The sequence below is a fragment of the Streptomyces cirratus genome (assembly GCF_014650775.1).
Lineage (GTDB): Bacteria > Actinomycetota > Actinomycetes > Streptomycetales > Streptomycetaceae > Streptomyces > Streptomyces cirratus.
Genome location: NZ_BMVP01000001.1, coordinates 794,467 through 813,823, shown reverse-complemented (window position 1 = coordinate 813,823; position 19,357 = coordinate 794,467). Strand labels below are relative to the sequence as shown.

Below are 19,357 nucleotides of genomic sequence, written 5' to 3'. Positions count from 1 at the left end.
TCCGGCCACGGCCTCAGCCGTCCCGGTACTTGGGCGCGGGCGGCGCGGTGACGTTCGGCAGCACGGCCTCCAGGTGGGTGCGGTAGGCCTGCATCCAGGGGCTGTCGTTCCCGCCCGCGCGGTAGTTCTCCAGCACCTTGTTGACGCGGCGCACCAGGTCGCCCGCGTCCTTGTTCATCGCGACCCCGTAGAACTCCCGGGTGAACGGCGAGCCGACCAGCTGCACGGACGGGTCCTGCGCCGCCTGGCCCGCCGCGAGGGCGTTGTCGGTGATGATGCCGTCCACCTCGCCCAGCTGGAGCCGGACCAGGCAGTCCAGTTGGTTGGCCACGGAGACCGGGACCGAGCCGTACGACTGGGACTTGAGGGCCGCCTCCGCGGTGGAACCGGCGGCCGTGCAGATCTTGCGGCCGTTCAGCGAGGTGTCGTACCCGGTGATCGGGGAGCCCTTGGGGGCCAGCACCTGCTGCCCGGCCTCGAAGTACGCCGTCGAGAAGGCGACGTCCTCCAGCCGCTTGCAGTTGATGGTCATGGTCCGCACCACGATGTCGACGCGGTTCTCCTTGAGCGCGGGGATGCGCTGGCTGGTCGGGATGGCCCGGTAGATGACGGCGTTCTCATCGCCCAGGATGTCCTTGGCGATGGCCTTGACCAGGGCGATGTCGAAGCCGTCGAGGTGGCCGTCGGGCTTGCGGTAGCCCCACTTGAAGCTGTTCTGGTCCACGCCCGCGACGAGTTTGCCCGCCTTGCGGATCCGCTCGACCGCCGGTCCGTCCACCCCGCCCGGCCGCAGGCTGGCCTCGGGGTCCTGGCAGGTGTCGGCCGGGGTCGCCGGGGCGAGCGCCATCGTGGCGGGCGGGCGGACCGCGCCGGGCCCGACGCCGTCCGGGGCGGCCTGGGCCAGCGGCAGCAGCACGACCGCCGCGGTCAGCGCGCAGGCGGCCGCCATCGCGCCGACACCGCCCCAGCCGCGCAGCCGGCGCGCGGGCCGCCGCACCGGGGCGCCTGCGCCGGCCCCGGAGGCTGCGCCGGCCCCGGAGGCTGCGCTCGCCGCGGCCGGGCTGCCGTCGCCGCCGTACCCGTGGTCCCGTCCCGCGCGTATCCGCATCGATCTCACCTGTACTCCGAAAGCCTGCGACCGATGCCGAGCAGTGCCGCCGCCGCGCCGATGACCGCCAGGGCCGCCGAGCCCGTCACCAGACCGCCCAGCGCCCCCAGTCCGCCCCGGGCCGCCTGAGTGAACTGCTCCTGCTCGTGTGCCACGGCCTGCTCCAGGGAGGCGTCCACGGTGTCGAACGAGGCCCCGCTGCTGTCCTTGTGGTCCTTGTCGCCGATGACCTGCGGCAGCGCGAGCTCGTAGTCGCCGCGCATGTCGGTCTCCCGGGCAGCCGCGTGCCGCCGCTTCCACTGCGCCACGCCGTCGACGGCCTGCTGGACGGGCCGGCGGCCGCTGCTGTCATCGGCCAGCCGCAGCGCCGTCGCCAGTCCCGAGTCCAGTTCCTTCATGTTCTTCGTGAACTCCACGTCGTACTTGTCGGAGGTCTTGTCCTCGGCCAGTACGGCGCCGCGCGCGATCAGCGTCAGGTTCTCGCCCGCGCGCGCCTGGAGAGAGGCGATCCGGGCGTCGTTCAGCACCTTCAACGACTCCTGCCCGCCGGACCGGGCTTCACTCAGCCCCGACCGCGCCAGCGTCTGCCCGACGGTCAGCCACAGCAGCACCACCGCCGCGGCGGCCGTCGCCGCGACGAGCCCGTGGTTGAAGACGCGGTTGGTCCGACGGTAGTTGCGCCGCTGCGCCCACACCAGGGCGCCGAGCGCGAGCAGGCCGGTGAGCGTCGCGACCGCAGGCCAGGACCGGGCGTCGTCGTAGTCCTTGTAGAGCCGGCCCGTCTCCGCCTCGTAGAGCCGCTGGGCGGCCGGCAGCAGCACCGTGCTCATCTGCTCGTTGGCGTACCGGAGGTAGGCGCCGCCGAGCGGCAGGCCCTGCCGGTTGGTGGCGCGCGCCTGCTCGATCAGGCCCGTGTAGCGCGGCAGCTGTTGTCCGAGGAGCGCAATTTCCTTGCGGGAGTCGCCGCCGGCGTCGGTGTTGGCGGCCGCGTTCACCAGCAGGCGGGACGCGTTCGCGATGTCCTTCTCGTACCGCTCGCGGACCTCGCGCGGCTCCTGGGCGCCCGCGAGGAAACCGCTGGAGGAAGCCGTGTCCGCGTCCGCGAGGGAACGGTAGAGGCTCGCCGCGTCCGCGCTCAGCGGCTGGCTGTGGCCCACCACGTCCTCGGCGGCGGTCACCCGGTCCGAGACCTCCCACACCGCCGACGTGCCGAACAGCAGCACCAGGGCGGCGAGCACCGCCCCGATGATGCGCAGCCGTCCCGGCTCGGTCGTCGCTGCCGCGCGCAGCCGCTCGACGCCCTCGGCCCAGGCCGTGCGCGGCCCGGGCGGTGCGGGCGGCGGCGCGGGCGGTCCGGCGGCGGGCGTCGTGGAGACACCGCCGCCGGGCGCGGGCGCGCGTGATGTGATGGCCACCGTGACCTCCCCCTCGGTCATGTCTTCCCCCCCGGCTGCCGGGCGGGGCGCCCCCCGGTCCGGTCACCGCGGAGTACCCGTCGCAGCAGTATGGCCGCATCGGCGGTCAACTACAGCACCAGGTACCGGATCTTGACGATCGTCCCCCCGGTCCTGGACCGCCGCCGCTTCCGCCGCCCCTTCCGTCGCCGCTTGCCTCTCCCCTTCACCGTCAATACGTCCGGGCGACCGTCACGGTTCCAGACCGGGCGCCCCCGCGGGCAGGTTCACCCGAAATGGGCACGGAGTTTTCCGTACGCCTCGGGCGGCGCCCCCACCGCGTCCAGCCCGAGCAGTCCCGCGCCCAGCACCGGCGGGGCCACCACCACCGACACCCGCGCCCGCGGGGCCGCTTCCGCCAGCCCCGCCTCGATCGCCCCGTTCAGCTGCGGGTGTCCGGCGGCGAGCACCCCGCCGCCCAGTAGGACGGCCACCTCCTCGTCCAGCAGCCCGAGCCGCGCTAGTGCCACCGACGCCATGGCGACCACCTCCCGCGCCTGGCGCTCCACCACCGCCGAAGCCACCGGATCACCGGCCGCGGCGACCGCGAACAGCACCGGCACCAGTTCGTGGGTGCGCTCGTACGCCACCGCGCCCAGGTGCAGCGCCTCGATCAGGCCGGCCATCGTCGTGAACCCGAAGTGTCCCGGCACCGCCGACGCCAGCCCGGTCGGGCCGCCGCGCCCGTCCTCGGCCCGCGCCGCCCACCACAGGGCCTCACCGGCCAGGCCCGAACCGCCGCCCCAGTCGCCGGAGATCCGCCCGAGCGCGGGGAAGCGTGCGGTCCGCCCGTCGGGGGCCACCCCCACGCAGTTGATGCCGGCCCCGCACACCACGGCGACGCCGTACGGGGCCCCGGGCTCCGTCAGCCCGGCCCGCAGCACGGCGAAGGTGTCGTTGCGCACCTCGGTCCGCGAGCCCCAGCCGCGGGCACCGATCGCGTCCGCGAGCCGCCGTTCCTCCACCGGCAGGTCCGCGTTGGCCAGGCAGGCCGACACCTGCTCGGCGTACGGGCCGCCGGGGCACAGCCCGGCCGCCTCCGCCGCCTCCGCGACGGCCTGCCCGAGCACATCCACGGCCGCCTCGACCCCGGTCCGGGGCGGCTGGAAGCCCCCGGAGCGGCCGGTGCCGAGCACCGTGCCGTCGGGGCCGATGAACGCCGCGTCGGTCTTGCTGTTCCCGGCGTCGACGGCCAGCACGGCGGCGGGCGGGACGGGCGGGACGGGCAGCGGGGCGGGCAGCGGGGCGGCGCGCGGCGCGGCCCGGTTCAGGCCCATGCCAGGTACTCCTTGTTGTGCGCGAGCAGCCGTTCCGTCAGGCCCTCGGCGAGGTCGAACTGCCCGACCAGCGGGTGGGCCAGCAGTGCCCGGAAGACCCGCTCGCGCCCGCCGCGCAGTGCCGCGTCCAGCGCGAGGTCCTCGTACGCGGTGACGTGCGAGATCAGCCCGGCGTACAGGGGGTCCAGCCGGGGCACCGCCAGCGGCACCGGCACCGGCCCCGGCCCGCCCGGGCCGCCCGCGCCCTCGATCCGTGCCTGCACCTCGATCACGGCGTCGTCCGGGAGGAACGGCAGGGTCCCGGCGTTGCGGGTGTTGACGACCTGCACCGGGGACGTGCCGGAGCCGTCGCCCAGCAGGGCCGCCGCGAGGTCCACGGCCGCCTCCGAGTAGAACGCCCCGCCCCGCTTCGCCAGCAGGGCGGGCTTCTCGTCCAGCGCGGGATCGGCGTACAGGGCGAGCAGTTCCCGCTCCATCGCCGCGACTTCGGCGGCTCGCGAGGGCTTCGAGCCGAGCTCCCGGACCACCTCGTCGTGCGCGTAGAAGTAGCGCAGGTAGTACGACGGCACCACGCCGAGCCGGTCCAGGACGGCCCGCGGCAGCCGCAGGTCGGTGGCGATGGCCCCGCCGTGCGCGGTCAGCAGCCCGGGCAGCAGGTCCTCGCCGTCGGGGCCGCCCTTGCGCACGCCCAGTTCCCACGTCAGGTGGTTGAGGCCGACGTGGTCGAGGTGGATGCCGGACGGGTCGACCTCCAGCAGCGCCGCGAACTTCCGTTGGAGGCCGATGGCGACGTTGCACAGCCCGACCGCCCGGTGCCCGGCCTGCAGCAGGGCCCGGGTGACGATGCCGACCGGGTTGGTGAAGTCGATGATCCAGGCGTCGGGGCTGGCCCGCCGGACCCGTTCGGCGATGTCGAGGACGACCGGGACGGTGCGCAGGGCCTTGGCGAGGCCGCCCGCACCGGTGGTCTCCTGTCCGACGCAGCCGCACTCCAGGGGCCACGTCTCGTCCTGGAGCCGGGCCGCCTGTCCGCCGATCCGCAGCTGGAGCAGCACCGCGTCGGCCCCCTCGACGCCCGCGTCCAGATCGGCGGTGGTGGTGATCCTGCCGGGGTGGCCCTGCCTGGCGAAGATCCGCCGGGCCAGGCCGCCGACCAGCTCCAGCCGGTCGGCGGCCGGATCGATCAGCACCAGTTCGCTGACGGGCAGGGTGTCGCGCAGCCGTGCGAAGCCGTCGATCAGCTCGGGGGTGTAGGTGGAACCGCCGCCCACCACTGCGAGTTTCATCGTCGCTAGCCTTTCACTCCGGTCAAGGTGACTCCCTCGACGAACGCCTTCTGGGCGAGGAAGAAGAGGACGATCACCGGCGCCATGACCAGCACCGTCGCCGCCATGGTCAGGTTCCAGTTGGTGTGGTGCGCCCCCTTGAAGGACTCCAGTCCGTAACTGAGCGTCCAGGCGGCGGGATTGTCGGAGGCGTAGATCTGCGGGCCGAAGTAGTCGTTCCAGGCGTAGAAGAACTGGAACAGCGCGACGGCGGCGATCCCGGGCCTGGCCATCGGCAGGACGACGCGCAGCAGCGTGCGCAGTTCGCCGCAGCCGTCGACGCGGGCCGCGTCCAGGTACTCGTCGGGGATCGTCAGCAGGAACTGGCGCAGCAGGAAGATGGAGAACGCGTCGCCGAACGCCATGGGGATGATCAGCGGCCACAGCGTGCCAGACAGGTCCAGCTGCTTGGCCCAGAACAGGTACATCGGGATGACCACCACCTGTGGCGGCAGCATCATCATCGCGATCACCAGCAGCAGGGACAGCCGCCGCCCGCGGAAGCGGAACTTGGCGAGCGCGTAGGCGACGGGCACTGAGGAGACCACGGTCAGCAGTGTGCCGACTCCCGCGTACAGCAGCGTGTTGCGCCACCAGGTCAGGAAGCCGGGGGTGTGCCACACCTCGGCGTAGTTGCCCCACTGCCAGGTGTGGGGCCACAGGTCGCGGGTCAGGGCCTGCCGGTCGTCCATCAGGGAGGTGAGGAACAGGAAGACGAAGGGGAGGACGAAGAACAGGGCGGCGGCCACCCCCAGGCTGTGCACGGCCACCCAGTGCACCAGCGGGCCGCGGCCGTGCCGGGGCGCCGGGCGAGCGGTCCGCGCGGTGGCGGCGTCCGTCGCCGTCGTGGTCACGGCCATGTCAGTCACCTGATCCGATCAGTCCGCCACGGCGGCGCATCAGCAGCGCGGTGAAGGCCATGGAGAGGGCGAAGAGGACGAGGGCGACCGCACACGCGGTGCCGTAGTCGAAGCGCTGGAAGCCCAGGTTGTAGACGACCTGCGGCAGGGTCAGCGTGGACTTGTCGGGGTAGCCCGGCTCGAACTGCTGGCCCGAGCCGCCGATCACCCCGGCCGCCACCTTCCCGGCGACCAGGGGCTGCGTGTAGTACTGCATGGCCTGGATGACCCCGGTGACCACGGCGAACAGGATGATCGGGGAGATGTTCGGGAGGGTGATGTGGCGGAACCGCGACCACGCGCCGGCCCCGTCCAGCTCGGCGGCCTCGTACTGCTCCTTCGGTACGTCGAGCAGCGCGGCCATGAAGATGACCATCAGGTCACCGACGCCCCACACCGCGAGCACGGTCAGCGCCGGCTTGGACCAGTCGGCGTCGGTGAACCAGCCGGGCGAGTGCAGCCCGACGCCCTCCAGCAGCACCCCGGCAGGCCCCGTGCCGGGGTTCAGGAGGAAGACGAACGCCAGCGTCGCGGCCACCGGCGGGGCGAGGTAGGGCAGGTAGAACAGGGTCCGGAAGAGCCCGGGCGCCGTCTTGATCTTCGTGATGAGCAGCCCGGTGCCCAGTCCGAAGACGACCCGGCAGCCGACCATCACCACGACCAGCCACAGGGTGTTGCGCATCGCCGGCCAGAACAGCGGATAGTCGGTGAACAGGTACGTCCAGTTGTGCAGGCCGTTGAAGACGGGCGGACGGAAGCCGTCGTACTTGGTGAAGGAGAAGTACACGGTGGACAGCAGCGGGTAGGCGAAGAAGAGCGCGAACCCGATCAGCCAGGGCGACATGAAGGCAGCGGTACGCAGCGCGGAGCGGCGCCGCTTCGCCTGCGCGGTGTGCGGGGCGGCCATCGGGGCTACTTGGCCTTCGCGATGTCGGTGTCTATCTGCGCGTCGGTGCGGGCGAGGCCGGCGGGGACGTCCGCCACGGCGCCCTTCTCGACCCCGTACGCGAAGTCCTCGAAGGTCAGCTGGTAGGTGCCGCCGTCCGCCTGGGCCGGGGTGGAGGAGGACTTCGGGTGCCGGGCGATGTCGATGAACGTCTTGAACTCCGGGGTGACCTGGAGCTTCGGCGAGGCCAGCGCCTCCAGCGTGGAGGGGACGTTGTGGATGGCGTTGGCGAAGGCCACCACCGCGTCGGTGTCGGTGGTCATGTACTTCACCAGTTCCCAGGCGGCGTTCTGCTTGCGGCCGGCCGCCGAGATGCCCATGACCGTGCCGGAGACGTAGCCCTTGCCGTAGTCGGCCGCCTGGTCGTCCGGCACGGGCAGCGGCGCGGTGCCGATCTCGAACGTCACTCCGGCCTCCTTCGCCATCGCGGGCCGCCACTCGCCGTCGATCTGCATGGCGACCTTGCCGGTGTGGAGGGGGTGTTCGGCGCTCCACTCGTCACCGAAGGACGCGCGGTACTTCTCCAGCTTCTCGTAGCCGCCGAGCTTGTCCACGAGGTCCTTCTGCGCGGCGAGCATCTTCGCGAAGGCCGGGTCACCGGCCAGGTTCGACTTGCCCCGGGCGTCGAAGTAGGTGCCGCCCCACTGGGCGGCCAGCCGGGTCGGTTTCGTCTCGTAGCCGTGGAAGGTGGGCATCACGCCGAGCCGGTCGTAGGTGTCGCCGCGCGCCACCGTGAGCTTCTGCGCGTCCTCGGTGAACTGGCTCCACGTCCTGGGCGGCTCGGTGATCCCCGCCGCCGCGAAGGCGCTCTTGTCGTAGACGAGGCCGTACGCGTCGCTGAGCAGCGGCAGCGTGCACTGGTTGCCGTTGTACTGCGTGTACTGCAGCAGCGTCTTGGGGAACACCTGCGTCTTGTCGACGCCGGACTTCCGGAGGAAGGGGTTCAGGTCCGCGAAGGCGCCCGAGTTGCAGAACTTGCCGACGCTGTCGGTGGTGAAGGAGGAGACGACGTCGGGCGCCTTGCCGCCGCCCGCGCGCAACGCCTGGTTGATCTTGTCGTCGGTCATGTCGGCGGTGACCTGGACCTTGATGTTCGGGTGGGCCTGCTCGAACCGGGCGATGTTCTCCTCGATCGCCTTGACCTCTCCGGGCGCGGACCAGCCGTGCCAGAAGTTCAGCGTGACCTGCGCCTTCGGGTCGTCGTCGGGGGAGGCGCCGCTCTGGCCCGTGCAGGCGGTGGCGAGGGCGGTCATCGCCGCGAGGACGGCGATGGCGGTGGTCGGGCGTCCGGATCTGGGCATGGCGGGGCTCGCTCTCTGGGTGAGGAACTTCCGTGGGGGGTGCCGTGGACGGGGTGGGACGTGGGAGTCGGGCGGGGCGTGGAGTCGGGCGGGGCGTGGGCCTGGGTGGGGGCGTCAGCGCCGGCGGGAAGTGTCGAAGACCTCTTCGCGGGTGGTGATCAGGGCGCTCTCCAGCGCGCCGCGCAGGACGGGCCGCTCGCGCACCTCGCCGGGCACGAGGCGGGGCCGGGACGGCGCCAGTTCGGCGAGTTCGGCCTCCAGCAGCGCGCGCAGCGCCTCGCCGCCCGCGCCGATCGCGGCTCCCGACAGCACCACGATCTCCGGGTCGAGCACGGCGACCAGCGAGGCCAGCCCGGTCGCGAGGACGGTGGCGTACGACTGGAGGAACCGCAGGTGCGCGCCCTGCGGCCGGGCGGCGGCCCGCTCCAGCAGGGCGACCCCGGCGGCGACCTGCGGGCGGTCCGGGGTCCCGGTTTCCTCCGGAGCCTCGATCCCGAGTTCCCGCGCGAGGCGGGGCAGTACCTGTACGCCCGCCAGCTCCTGGTAGCCGCCGGTGTTGGCGCGGGTGACCTGCCGGACGAGGGGGTGGCCGGACACGGGCAGGAAGCCGACCTCGCCCGCGCCGCCGGTCCAGCCGCGGTGCAGCCGGCCGCCGAGCACGAGCGCGGCGCCGAGCCCCTCCTCGTTCCACAGCAGGACGAAGTCCTCGTGGCCGCGCGCCGCGCCGAGCCGCTGTTCGGCGATCGCGGCGAGGTTCACGTCGTTCTCGTACTCGACCGGCATCGGCAGCGCGGCCGCCAGCTCGTCGAGGAGGGTGGGGGAGTGCCAGCCGGGCAGGTGGCTGGCGTAGCGCAGCTGGCCGGTCTGCGGGTCGAAGGCACCCGGTGTGGCGATGACCAGCCGGTGCACGTCCGTGCGCCGGAGACCGGCGGCCCGGGCGGCCTCGCCGAGCGCCTCGGTGACCTGCTCGACGGCGTCGCTGCCCTCCCGGTAGGGGAGTTCGAAGCTGCCGACGACCTCGCCGGTGAGGTCGCAGACGGCGGCCGCGACGCGTTCGGGGGTGACGTCGAGTCCGCCGACGTGGGCGGCGCGGGCGTTGAGGGCGTAGAGCTGGGCGTTGGGCCCGGGCCGCCCTCCGTCGGTGCCGGTGGCCACGACCAGTCCGGCGGCCTCCAGCCGGGCCAGCAGCTGGGAGGCGGTGGGCTTGGACAGGCCGGTCAGGTGCCCGATCCGGGTCCGGGACAGCGGTCCGTGCGTCAGCAGGAGCTCCAGCGCGGCGCGGTCGTTCATGGCGCGCAGCAGGCTGGGCGTTCCGGGAGTGGCGGCGGGCATGGGGGTGGGTTCTCCCTCACCGAGGCGAACTGTTAGGTAAGTTTCCTATTGCCGTCCGAGCCGTGTCAATGGCGCTGCCCCGCAGGTTGTGACCTGCGGGGCAGCGGTGGGGCAGCGGTGCTGCGCGGCTACTTCGTGATGCGGGGAGTCCCCGGTGCGGCCGGCGGCGGAATCGGGCTGGTGGCCAGGGACTGCGCCGAGGCCGGGTTGGCGAGGGCCGACGGCGGGGCGACGGCGGCCGCCGGGTCCGCGGCCTCCTCGGCGTCGTCGGCGGCCGGCAGACCGCCGATGATGCCGATGCCCGCGGCGTCGAAGGCCTCCTTGATCCGCCAGCGCAGCTCGCGCTCCACGGCGAGCTGCTGGCCGGGCATCGTCTTCGCCGACACCTTCACCGTCATCGAGGCCAGCAGCACCTCGTCGAGGCCCAGCACCTCCACCGGGCCCCACAGCCGCTCGTCCCACGGCGACTCCTTCGCCATGCCGTCCGCGACCTGCTGGACCACCTCGCGCAGCTGGGAGAGGCTCTCGGTCGGCTTGACCTGGACGGCCACGCCGGCCGTGGCCCAGCCCTGGCTGAGGTTGCCGATGCGCTTGATCTCCCCGTTGCGCACGTACCAGATCTCGCCGTTGTCCCCGCGCAGCTTCGTCACGCGCAGTCCGACCTCGACGACCTCGCCCGAGGCCACCCCGGCGTCGATCTTGTCGCCGACGCCGTACTGGTCCTCCAGGATCATGAACACGCCGGACAGGAAGTCCGTCACCAGGTTGCGGGCACCGAAACCGATCGCCACACCGGCCACACCGGCGCTCGCCAGCAGTGGCGCGAGGTCTATCCGGAGCTGGGAGAGCACCATCAGCACGGCCGTGCCGAGGATCAGGAACGAGGCCACCGAGCGCAGTACCGAACCGATCGCCTCCGAGCGCTGGCGTCGCCGCTCCGCGTTGACGAGCAGCCCGCCCAAGGCCGTTCCCTCGACGGCCTCCGCGCCCCGGTTCATCCGGCTGATCAGCTTGGTCAGCGACTTGCGGATGACCGAACGCATGGCGAAGGCGATGACCAGGATCAGCAGGATCCGCAGGCCCATGGCCAGCCAATCGGCCCAGTTCTTCTGGATGAAGTCCGCGGCGTTCGTCACGCTCTCGGTGGCGGCACCCGTCGTCGTCGGGATGTCGTCTGCCAGCGGTAGCAGGGTGGCGGGCGAGGGCACGGCGGGGAACCTCCAGGCATAGCGGGCCGACCGCGGGGGAAAAGCGGGCGGCCCATCCACACTAACGGGGCGGCCGCCCCGACCCCGCAGCCCTGTTCGGGGGAGAGACCGGACTCACGTGGGGATGAAGCGGGTGTGTCGCAAAACACCTCCGACCCGTTACGGGCGCGTGGTGGCGCTTCCACCAGCCGTAAGGGGAGACTGGAGAGCAGATCGTCCCGGCGCGAGCCACGCGCCGCCGGCGTACAAGGAGGCAGTCCGTGCCGCACGTCCTGGTCCTCAACGCGTCGTACGAGCCCCTCGGCGTCGTACCGCTCCGTCGCGCGCTCGTCCTCGTCCTGGAGAACAAAGCGGTCTCCCTGGAGGAATCCGGCGCCTTCCTGCACAGCGCGACGAGAGCCGTCCCCGCGCCCAGCGTGGTCAGGCTCAAGCGCTTCGTGCGGGTCCCCTACCGGGGGCCCGTTCCACTCACCCGCCGCGCGCTCTTCGCCCGCGACGGCGGCCGCTGCATGTACTGCGGGGCCGTCGCGACGAGCGTCGACCACGTCGTCCCGCGCAGCCGGGGCGGCCAGCACGTCTGGGACAACGTGGTCGCCGCGTGCCGCCGCTGCAACCACGTCAAGGCCGACCGGCACCTGCTGGAGCTCGGCTGGCGGCTGCGCCACCAGCCGGCCCCGCCGTCGGGCCTGGCCTGGCGCATCATCGGAACGGGTCACCGTGATCCCCGCTGGATGCCCTACCTGGAGCCCTACGGGGCCGAGGCGGCGCTGGACCGGATCGGGGTGGCGGCGTCATAGGACCGTTCAGGGTGTGACGGCGTTGGCCGTCGCCGACCAGAGGCTGCACCCGAAGCGGGTGGCGCGGCTCTCGCAGGTCACGCGGACGAAGCGGGTGTCCGGCGCGTCCAGCCGGACCGCGTCCACGCCGCCCCGGGAGGTCACGGACGCCGCCCGGCGCCACGACGTGCCGTCCGCGGAGGTCTCCACCCGGTACGCCGAGGGGTAGGCGTCCTGCCAGTGCAGGGTCAGCAGGCCCACCCGCGCCGGGACCGCCAGTTCGGCCTGCCACCACGCGCCGTCCACTGCCGGGGACGACCACCGCGTGGTGTCCGAGCCGTCGACCGCCGCCGAGGCGGGGAAGGCCGGGGTCTCGTTCCCCGACGAGGTGGCCCGCGCCCCCCGCAGCAGGTCCGGGCCGCCCGTGCGCGGGACCGCCCGCACCGTGAGCACCCGCGTTTGCCCGGCGAAGGTGACCGGGACCGGGTACTCCCCGGCCGGGGTTCCCGCCGCGACGCTCACCTCGACCGGTATGGCGACCTGGGTGCCCCGGGGAGCCTTCGCCTCGGCCGGGATGCGCACCTGCACCCCGGGCGGCGGCGCGGCCGACAGCGGCCCCCGCACCTCGCCGGGGCGCAGCGCGGACAGCTGCGCCGACACCTGCCGCGGGGCGCCGCCGATCTCCGCGTCCGTGCGCGCCCCGTCGGCGAGTTCGAAGCGGGCCTCGGGGCCGTCCGCGAACCACGGCACGACCTGCCGGACCGCCGGGGCCGCGCCCTGCCAGGACAGCCGGACCGCGTCGGCCCGTACGCCCGCCGCGTCGGCCTGGGTCCAGCCGGAGGCGGCGGCGTCGGCCAGTTTGCGCCAGCCCTCGCCCGGCACGTGTGCCTCGACCGAGCCCCGGGCCCCCTCGGGCAGCGGCTCCGTCATGACGGTCACCGCCGACACGGGCCGGACCGCCTCCAGCCGGACCGTCCACGCACCGGGCTCCCGCGACACCGTCCCGGCCGGCCGGGACGCGCCCGTCCAGCTGTCGGACTCCGCCGCGGCCTTCGCCAGGAACGGCTCCAGCACGGCGGTGTCCACACGGGCGCCCCCCGGTTCCGCCAGACCGCGCCGGGCCCGTGCCAGCTCCCGCGACGCCTGCCAGGCGGCCGCGCCGTCGCCGCGCGCCTGGGCCGCGAGCACGTCCACCGCCAGTTGCCCGGCGTCTGCGTAGCGCGAGAGCCGCTCCAGCCACGGGCCGGCCTCCGCCGACAGCCCCGGCAGCCGCGCCGGGGCCTCCCGCAGCACCGTGAAGGCCGCGCGCAGCCGCTCACCGGCCGCCGGGTCCCCCGCGGCGCGGGCCCGCCAGAACTCCTCGACCAGCGGTCTCAGGTACGCCGACTCCTCCTGCTTCAAACCCGACGACGCCGTGTTCCCCGCGAGGGCGGCCAGTGCCTCCCGGGCCCGCGCGTCGGGGCCCGCCAGCTCGCGCACGGCCGCCGCCCAGGAGTCGCCGGCCCGGTACCCGCGCGGGTTCCACGCGTAGTCGGCCGCCGTGAAGAGGGGAATGCGGGACACGGCGGCCTGCGGCATCGCGTTCAGCAGCAGTCCCGCCGAGCCGGCCGCCACCGCCGGGTCGCGTCCTGCGTAGGGGCCGAGGAAGATCCGCCCCGGATCCCAGTCGTTCACCGGGTAGTTGTCCATGGTGACCAGTGGGTGCCCCAAGGCCGAGCGGGCCGCCGCCAGTTCCTTGCCGGTGATGGTGCGCGGCACCACGCCCACGCCCGTCCACGCGACCTCGACCCGCCCGTCGAGCGCCCCGGCCAGCGCGGTCCGGTAGGTGGTGGCGCCCTTCTGGTGGTACTCGGTCGGCAGCAACGACAGCGGCGGGGCCCCCGGGTAGCGGACGGCGAGGTGCGCGGCCAGGTCGTCCGCGACCTCCGCGTGGGCCTTCGCGGCCGCCGCCGGGCCCTTCCCGTACCGGTCGCGGTCGGCGTCGCAGCCCCACTCCGTGTAACTGACGTCGGGGAACTGGAGCTGGAACGCCGTGAATCCGAGGTCCCACATCGCGTCGACCTTGCGGGCGAGCGCCGCCCGGTCGGCCGCCGAGGACAGGCACATCCCGTGCCAGGGCGCCACCGCCCAGCCGAGGACCACCCGGTTGGCGCGGGCCCGCTCGGCGAGGGCCCGGAACTCCTCGCGCCGCTCGGCCGGGTAGTCCTGGCGCCAGGCCGTGGTGCGGTACGGGTCGTCGCCGGGCGCCAGCAGCAGCCGGTTCTGTTTGGTGCGGCCCATGAAGTCCAGTTGTGCCAGGCGCTGTTCCTGCGTCCACGGCTGCCCGTAGAAGCCTTCCGTGATCCCGCGCACCGGCGCCGTCGGCCAGTCCCGCACCAGCACTCCGGGTACCTTCGCGGTGCCCGGAGCCAGGAGTTGCCGCAGGGTCTGCGCCGCGTGGAACAGCCCGTCGTCTCCCACGCCGGCCAGCGCCACGGTGTCCCGGCCGTCGGCCCGGCCCACCGCGAGCCGGTAGCCCCCGGCCGGCAGGTCACCGGCGTCGGACGCCCCCAGCGCCCGCAGCGCGGCCAGGGCGTCGGGCCCCTGGACCCGTACGACCGGGCCGGCTTCCGGGAGCTCCGCACCCGGCGCCCGCTCGTGCACGGTGGTGACACCCGCTTCGCGCAGGGCGGCCCGCACCACCGCGACGGCGTACGGGTCCGCGTCCGCCGGCGCGACCAGCACGGCCTGCGCCCCCAACGGCACCTCGCGCGCCGGGTCGGCGGTCATCGTCTGCGGCCGCGGCCACACGGCCGGCCCCTCGACGGCGGCTCGCGGAGCATCGGAGCGGGGGTCCAGGACCGGTCCGGGCACGGGCTGTCCCGGACCCGCCTCGGTACCGGGCGCGGCGGGCCGCGCCGGCGCGGCGAAGGCGCCCGGCGGGCCGGTCACCGTCGAGCCGCCGAGCAGCGTCCCGATCACCGCGACCGCGGCCGCGGTGGCCCGCCTCCTGCCCCTGAGCTGCACGGAGCCTCCCCGTCCCGAGTCGTCCCCGCCCGTACGAATCCGCCGAGCCCACCATCCGGGCGGCGGGGGTGTCAACGCCCGCGGGTGATCTTGGACGGATACGCCAGGAATGCCGGGCGCCCGACGGGGTAGTGCTGCGGTGTTCGCCGGGCGTGTTACATCGGTCCCACGAACCCGCGCGAAGGAGTGCTTCCATGAAAGCCCGACCGGTCCGCAAACCCGCCGTCCACCCCTCGGCCACCCGCGCCCCCCTCCGCCACCTCCGCGCCCAGAGCGGCCCGGCCGAGGTGTCCTGCACCCCCCTCACCAGCGAACCCCCGCTCGCCTGCACCGCGTACGCCCCGCTGACCAGCGAACCCCCGCTCACCTACGAGGCCGCGCTGACGAGCGAGCCCTCCGTACCCACCCGCGCGGGCGACTGACCACCACCCAGCGATCAGACAGGGACTCACATGGACGACCTCGACCGGCTCGCGGCCCTGCACGGAGTCGCCACCGCCTACCAGCCCGCCGAGGACGTCACGCTGCGCGTCCCGCAGGCCACCGTCGTCGCCGTGCTCGGCCGGCTGGGGGTGGCCGCCGGGGACCCGCAGGCCGTGCGGGCCGAGTTGGGGGCGGCGGAGCAGGCCGCGGCGGACCGGCTGCTGCCGCCCGTCCTCGTCGGCTGGGCGGGAGCCGGCCCCGACGAGCTGGCCGCACTACCGCCCGGCACCGCGGTCCGTGTCGCCCTGGAGCAAGGCGGCGAACTTCCCTGGGGGCCCGGACTGCCGCTGGGCGTACACCGCCTGACGGCCCGGACCCCCGACGGCCGCACCGCCACCGCCACCCTGATCCTGGCCCCGGACCGGGCCCCGGCCGCGCCCGGACGCACCCACGGCCTTCTCGTCCAGCTGTACTCCCTGCTCTCGGAACGCTCCTGGGGGATGGGGGACCTCGGGGACCTCGCCGCCCTGGCCGACTGGGCGGGCCGTACGCACGGCGCCGGTTTCCTCCAGGTCAACCCGCTGCACGCGGCCGTGCCCGGCAGCCCCACCGACCCCTCCCCCTACCGGCCCTCCTCGCGCCGCTTCCCGGACCCGGTCTACCTGCGCATCGAGGACGTCCCCGAGTACGCCGCCTGCCCCGACCGCGAGGCGCTGGCCCGGCTCGCCGCCCGAGCGGGGGAGCTGCGGCGCGCGGTGCTGGACAAGGGCGCCCTCATCGACCGGGACGCGGTGTGGGAACTGAAACGCGCCGCCCTGCGACTGCTGTACGCGGCTCCGCGCGAGCCCGCCCGGGATGCCGGGTTCCGCACGTTCCGGGAGGCGGGCGGCTCCGCACTGGCCCGGCACGCCACCTGGTTCGCGCTGGCCGAGCGGTACGGCACCGACCGGGCCCAGTGGCCCGAAGGCGCCGAGGACGCGCCGGAGACCGCCCGGGACGCCGAGTTCCACTGCTGGCTGGCCTGGCTGACCGACGCTCAGCTCACCGCCGCCCAGCGCGCCGCCCGTGACGCGGGCATGACGGTCGGCCTGGTCCACGACCTGGCCGTCGGGGTGCACCCGGAAGGCGCGGACGTCTGGGCCGCCCCGGACATGCACGCCGCGGCGGCCACCGTCGGCGCCCCGCCGGACGCCTTCAACGCGCGCGGCCAGGACTGGGGGCTGCCGCCCTGGCGTCCCGACGCGCTCGCCGCGAGCGGCTACGCCCCCTTCCGGGCCCTGCTGCGAGGGGTGTTCCGGTACGCGGGCGCGCTGCGCATCGACCACGTGATGGGACTGTTCCGGCTCTGGTGGATCCCCGAGGGCACCCCGCCCGCCGAAGGCACGTACGTCTCCTACGACGGGGAGGCGATGCTGGCCGTGCTGGTGCTGGAGGCCCACCGGGCCGGCGCCCTGGTCATCGGCGAGGACCTCGGCACGGTCGAGCACGGGGTGCGCCGCGCGCTCGCCCGGCGCGGCGTGCTCGGCACGTCGGTGCTGTGGTTCGAGCGGGACTGGCAGGGCGACGGGCAGCCGCTGGAGCCGGCCGACTGGCGCGCGGACTGCCTGGCCACCGTCACCACCCACGACCTGCCGCCCACCGCCGCGAAGCTGGCCGGCAGCCACGTCGAACTGCGCGACCGGCTCGGCCTGCTGACCCGGCCCGTGGACGCCGAGCGGGCCGAGGACGCCGCCGACACCGCCGAGTGGCTGGCCGTGCTGGACCGGCTGGGCCTGGAGGCCAAGGGCGAGGAGGCCGCCGTACGGGGCTTGTACGCCTTCCTGCTGCGCACGCCCGCCCACCTGGTCGGCGTGTGGCTGCCCGACGCGGTGGGGGACCGGCGGCCCCAGAACCTGCCGGGCACCTGGGACCAGTACCCCAACTGGCGCCTGCCGGTCGCCGACGAGGCGGGCCGGCCGGTGACGCTGGAGGCGCTGACGGCCTCACCCCGCGCGAACGCCCTGCTGAGCGCCGTGCGCGAGGGCGCGCGCACCCGTACGGCACCCCCGGGCGCGCGGCCCCTTTAGGTGTTCGCTACGTTTGCACCGTGGACAAGAAGAACGCTCTGCGCGCCGGCGCCGTCACGGCCGGAACGACGCTGATGATGCTGCTGATGACGTCTCCCGCCCTCGCGGTGATCCGCGACGACGGCGATGACCCGGGCCCGGGCCTGAGCATCGGTGAGACGCTCGGTCTGTACGTGGTCACGCCGATCGTGCTGTTCCTGGTCATCGCGGGTCTGGTGATGGTCGGCGACAAGTCGCGCAAGCAGCGTCCGACCGACTGATCCGGCCGCCCTCACACGGGCGGTCCCACAAGACTTCCGGGGCGCCGGGGGTCCGCACCCCGGCATGTGGCCGGCGGTCGCGGGGCCCCCGGCGCTCCGTCGTGCCCGGCGCCGGCGAACGGCGCCCGGACCGGCTGTCCGGGAGCGGCCGCCTCCGAGCGGCCCCTCGGACCGGCTCCCCTGGGTGCGGCTCCCCTCGGACCGGCTCCCCTGGGTGCGGCTCCGCTCGGACCGGCTCCCCTGGGTGCGGCTCCGCTCGGACCGGCTCCCCTGGGTGCGGCTCCGCTCGGACCGGCTCCGCTGGGGCCGGCTTCGCTCCGACCGGCTCCGCTGGGGCCGGCTTCGCTCCGACCGGCTCCGCGGTGAACGGGGCGCGGGGCAGCGGGCTCAGCCCACGCCCGCCATCAGCTTGCGCAGCAGCCCGCTGAGCGCCTCGACCTCTTCGCCGGCCAGCCCCGACAGCGCGGCGCGCTGCACTTCCAGGCCCGCGGCGACGGCCTCGTCGATGAGCTTGAGCCCGCGCTCGGTGATCGTCACCTGGAGCCCGCGCCGGTCGTTCGGGTCGGGGTTGCGGCACAGCAGCCCGGCCTTCTCCAGTTTGTCGAGCCGCCCCGTCATACCGCCGCTGGTGAGCATCAGCGTGGCCGAAAGCTGTCGCGGCGAGAGCGTGTACGGAGCCCCGGACCGGCGCAGGGTGGCGACCACGTCGAACTCGCCGAGGGAGACCCCGTAGCGGTTGTAGGTCCGTTCCATCTCGTCGCTGACGGCCCGGGCGATCCGGTTGATACGGCCGAACACGGCCATCGGGACGGTGTCCAGGTCCGGTCGCACCGCGTGCCACTGGTCGGTGATCGCGTCGACGGCGTCCTTGTTGGCCTCGGTCATGAGCACAGTATCCGGCCTTCCCTTCTTCGATCCCCAAAGTCGCTTGACGAAAAGTAGCTTAGCGCTAAGCTACTTACAAGCAACCTAACGAGGGCGTCGCCGACCTCGAAGCCGTCCCCACCCCGAGGAGTAGCCGTGAACCGCCTCGCCACCGTCGCCCTGACCGCTCTGGCCCCCATCTCCTGGGGCTCCACTTACGCCGTCGCCACCGAACTGCTGCCACCCGACCGGCCGCTGTTCACCGGGGTCATGCGGGCGCTGCCCGCCGGACTGCTGCTGACCCTCCTGTCCCGCCGCCTCCCCAAGGGCCAGTGGTGGTGGAAGTCCGCCGTCCTCGGGGCGCTCAACATCGGGGCCTTCTTCCCGCTCCTCTTCCTCGCCGCCTACCGGCTGCCCGGCGGCGTCGCGGCCGTCCTCGGCAGCGCCGGCCCGCTCTTCGTCGTGGGACTCGCCACCCTCGTCCTGGGCGAGCGGGCGAGCCTGCGCACCGTACTCGCCGCCGTCACCGGCGCGCTCGGCGTGAGCATGGTGGTCCTGACCGCCGCCGCGAAGCTCGACCTGGTCGGCATCATCGCCGGTGTGGTCTCCTCCGCCTCCATGGCCGCGGGCACCGTGATGACCAAGCGCTGGGGCCGCCCGGACGGGGTCGGACCGCTGGCCATGACCGGCTGGCAGCTCACCGCCGGCGGGCTGATCATCATCCCGATCGCGGCCCTCGTCGAAGGGGCCCCGCCCGCGCTCGACGGCAAGGCCTTCCTCGGCTACGGCTACATGATGCTCATCAACACCGGTACCGCGTACTGGCTCTGGTTCCGTGGCATCGGCAAGCTCTCCGCCACCTCCGTCACCCTGCTCGGCCCGCTCTCCCCGCTCACCGCGGCCGTCATCGGCTGGGCGGTCCTCGGCCAGGCGCTCTCCCCGGTCCAGCTCGTCGGCATGGCGATAGCCTTCGGGGCCACCGTCGCGGGCCAGCTGTTCGCCGCCCGGACCGCCGCGCAGGCCGCCCGCACCCCCGAACCGTTCACTTCTGCTGAAAAGACCGATCGGAACATTTCGATGGACCTGACAGCTGGGCCGGTGCGACCGTAGTC

16 protein-coding genes are annotated in these 19,357 nt (G+C 74.0%); 5 read left to right on the top strand and 11 right to left on the bottom strand.

Going from position 1 to position 19,357, the window contains the following annotated elements:
* Window positions 1-13 precede the first annotated feature (13 nt).
* The 9 genes from IE207_RS03680 to IE207_RS03640 form a co-directional block, all read right to left on the bottom strand.
* Entirely contained in the window at window positions 14-997 is a 984-nt protein-coding gene (locus IE207_RS03680) for a glutamate ABC transporter substrate-binding protein (protein ID WP_506004945.1), read from the bottom strand.
* A 116-nt stretch (window positions 998-1,113) separates the two neighbouring features.
* On the bottom strand, window positions 1,114-2,544 hold the full coding sequence (locus IE207_RS03675) for a GlnX family signal transduction membrane protein (RefSeq protein ID WP_229873283.1): 1,431 nt from the start codon (window positions 2,542-2,544) through the stop codon (window positions 1,114-1,116).
* Window positions 2,545-2,789: 245 nt separating this feature from the next.
* Complete coding sequence (locus IE207_RS03670; RefSeq protein WP_190182500.1) at window positions 2,790-3,839, bottom strand: N-acetylglucosamine kinase; 1,050 nt, start codon at window positions 3,837-3,839, stop codon at window positions 2,790-2,792.
* Window positions 3,830-5,125: a 6-phospho-beta-glucosidase gene (locus IE207_RS03665; RefSeq protein ID WP_190182499.1), complete on the bottom strand. Its 1,296-nt coding sequence runs from the start codon at window positions 5,123-5,125 to the stop codon at window positions 3,830-3,832. The genes IE207_RS03670 and IE207_RS03665 overlap by 10 nt, the downstream gene beginning before the upstream one ends.
* 5 nt (window positions 5,126-5,130) lie before the next feature.
* Window positions 5,131-6,024: a carbohydrate ABC transporter permease gene (locus IE207_RS03660; protein ID WP_229873282.1), complete on the bottom strand. Its 894-nt coding sequence runs from the start codon at window positions 6,022-6,024 to the stop codon at window positions 5,131-5,133.
* A gap of 1 nt (window position 6,025) precedes the next feature.
* Window positions 6,026-6,970: a carbohydrate ABC transporter permease gene (locus tag IE207_RS03655; RefSeq protein ID WP_190182498.1), complete on the bottom strand. Its 945-nt coding sequence runs from the start codon at window positions 6,968-6,970 to the stop codon at window positions 6,026-6,028.
* 5 nt (window positions 6,971-6,975) lie between these two features.
* Entirely contained in the window at window positions 6,976-8,310 is a 1,335-nt protein-coding gene (locus IE207_RS03650) for an extracellular solute-binding protein (protein ID WP_190182497.1), read from the bottom strand.
* A 114-nt stretch (window positions 8,311-8,424) separates the two neighbouring features.
* Window positions 8,425-9,642, bottom strand: a complete 1,218-nt coding sequence (locus IE207_RS03645; RefSeq protein ID WP_190182496.1) for an ROK family transcriptional regulator — start codon at window positions 9,640-9,642, stop codon at window positions 8,425-8,427.
* Between the two features lie 128 nt (window positions 9,643-9,770).
* A complete protein-coding gene (locus IE207_RS03640; RefSeq protein ID WP_190182495.1) occupies window positions 9,771-10,850 on the bottom strand; it encodes a mechanosensitive ion channel family protein in 1,080 nt (359 codons plus the stop codon).
* 260 nt (window positions 10,851-11,110) lie between these two features.
* On the opposite strand from IE207_RS03640, the gene IE207_RS03635 reads away from it, so the two are divergent.
* A complete protein-coding gene (locus IE207_RS03635) occupies window positions 11,111-11,647 on the top strand; it encodes an HNH endonuclease (protein ID WP_190182494.1) in 537 nt (178 codons plus the stop codon).
* A gap of 6 nt (window positions 11,648-11,653) precedes the next feature.
* Here the strand turns inward: IE207_RS03635 and IE207_RS03630 are convergent, their stop codons facing one another.
* On the bottom strand, window positions 11,654-14,632 hold the full coding sequence (locus IE207_RS03630; protein WP_190182493.1) for a beta-N-acetylglucosaminidase domain-containing protein: 2,979 nt from the start codon (window positions 14,630-14,632) through the stop codon (window positions 11,654-11,656).
* A 194-nt stretch (window positions 14,633-14,826) separates the two neighbouring features.
* Here IE207_RS03630 and IE207_RS03625 point away from each other — a divergent pair, with 194 nt between their 5' ends.
* The 3 genes from IE207_RS03625 to IE207_RS03615 are packed head-to-tail and all read left to right on the top strand — an operon-like array spanning window position 14,827 to window position 17,381.
* On the top strand, window positions 14,827-15,054 hold the full coding sequence (locus IE207_RS03625; RefSeq protein ID WP_190182811.1) for a hypothetical protein: 228 nt from the start codon (window positions 14,827-14,829) through the stop codon (window positions 15,052-15,054).
* A 30-nt stretch (window positions 15,055-15,084) separates the two neighbouring features.
* On the top strand, window positions 15,085-17,121 hold the full coding sequence (gene malQ, locus IE207_RS03620) for a 4-alpha-glucanotransferase (RefSeq protein ID WP_190182492.1): 2,037 nt from the start codon (window positions 15,085-15,087) through the stop codon (window positions 17,119-17,121).
* A 20-nt stretch (window positions 17,122-17,141) separates the two neighbouring features.
* Complete coding sequence (locus IE207_RS03615; RefSeq protein WP_190182491.1) at window positions 17,142-17,381, top strand: hypothetical protein; 240 nt, start codon at window positions 17,142-17,144, stop codon at window positions 17,379-17,381.
* Between the two features lie 387 nt (window positions 17,382-17,768).
* Here the strand turns inward: IE207_RS03615 and IE207_RS03610 are convergent, their stop codons facing one another.
* Entirely contained in the window at window positions 17,769-18,266 is a 498-nt protein-coding gene (locus IE207_RS03610; RefSeq protein WP_190182490.1) for a MarR family winged helix-turn-helix transcriptional regulator, read from the bottom strand.
* Window positions 18,267-18,401: 135 nt separating this feature from the next.
* Here IE207_RS03610 and IE207_RS03605 point away from each other — a divergent pair, with 135 nt between their 5' ends.
* Window positions 18,402-19,355: an EamA family transporter gene (locus IE207_RS03605; protein ID WP_190182489.1), complete on the top strand. Its 954-nt coding sequence runs from the start codon at window positions 18,402-18,404 to the stop codon at window positions 19,353-19,355.
* The last annotated feature ends 2 nt before the right edge of the window (window positions 19,356-19,357 follow it).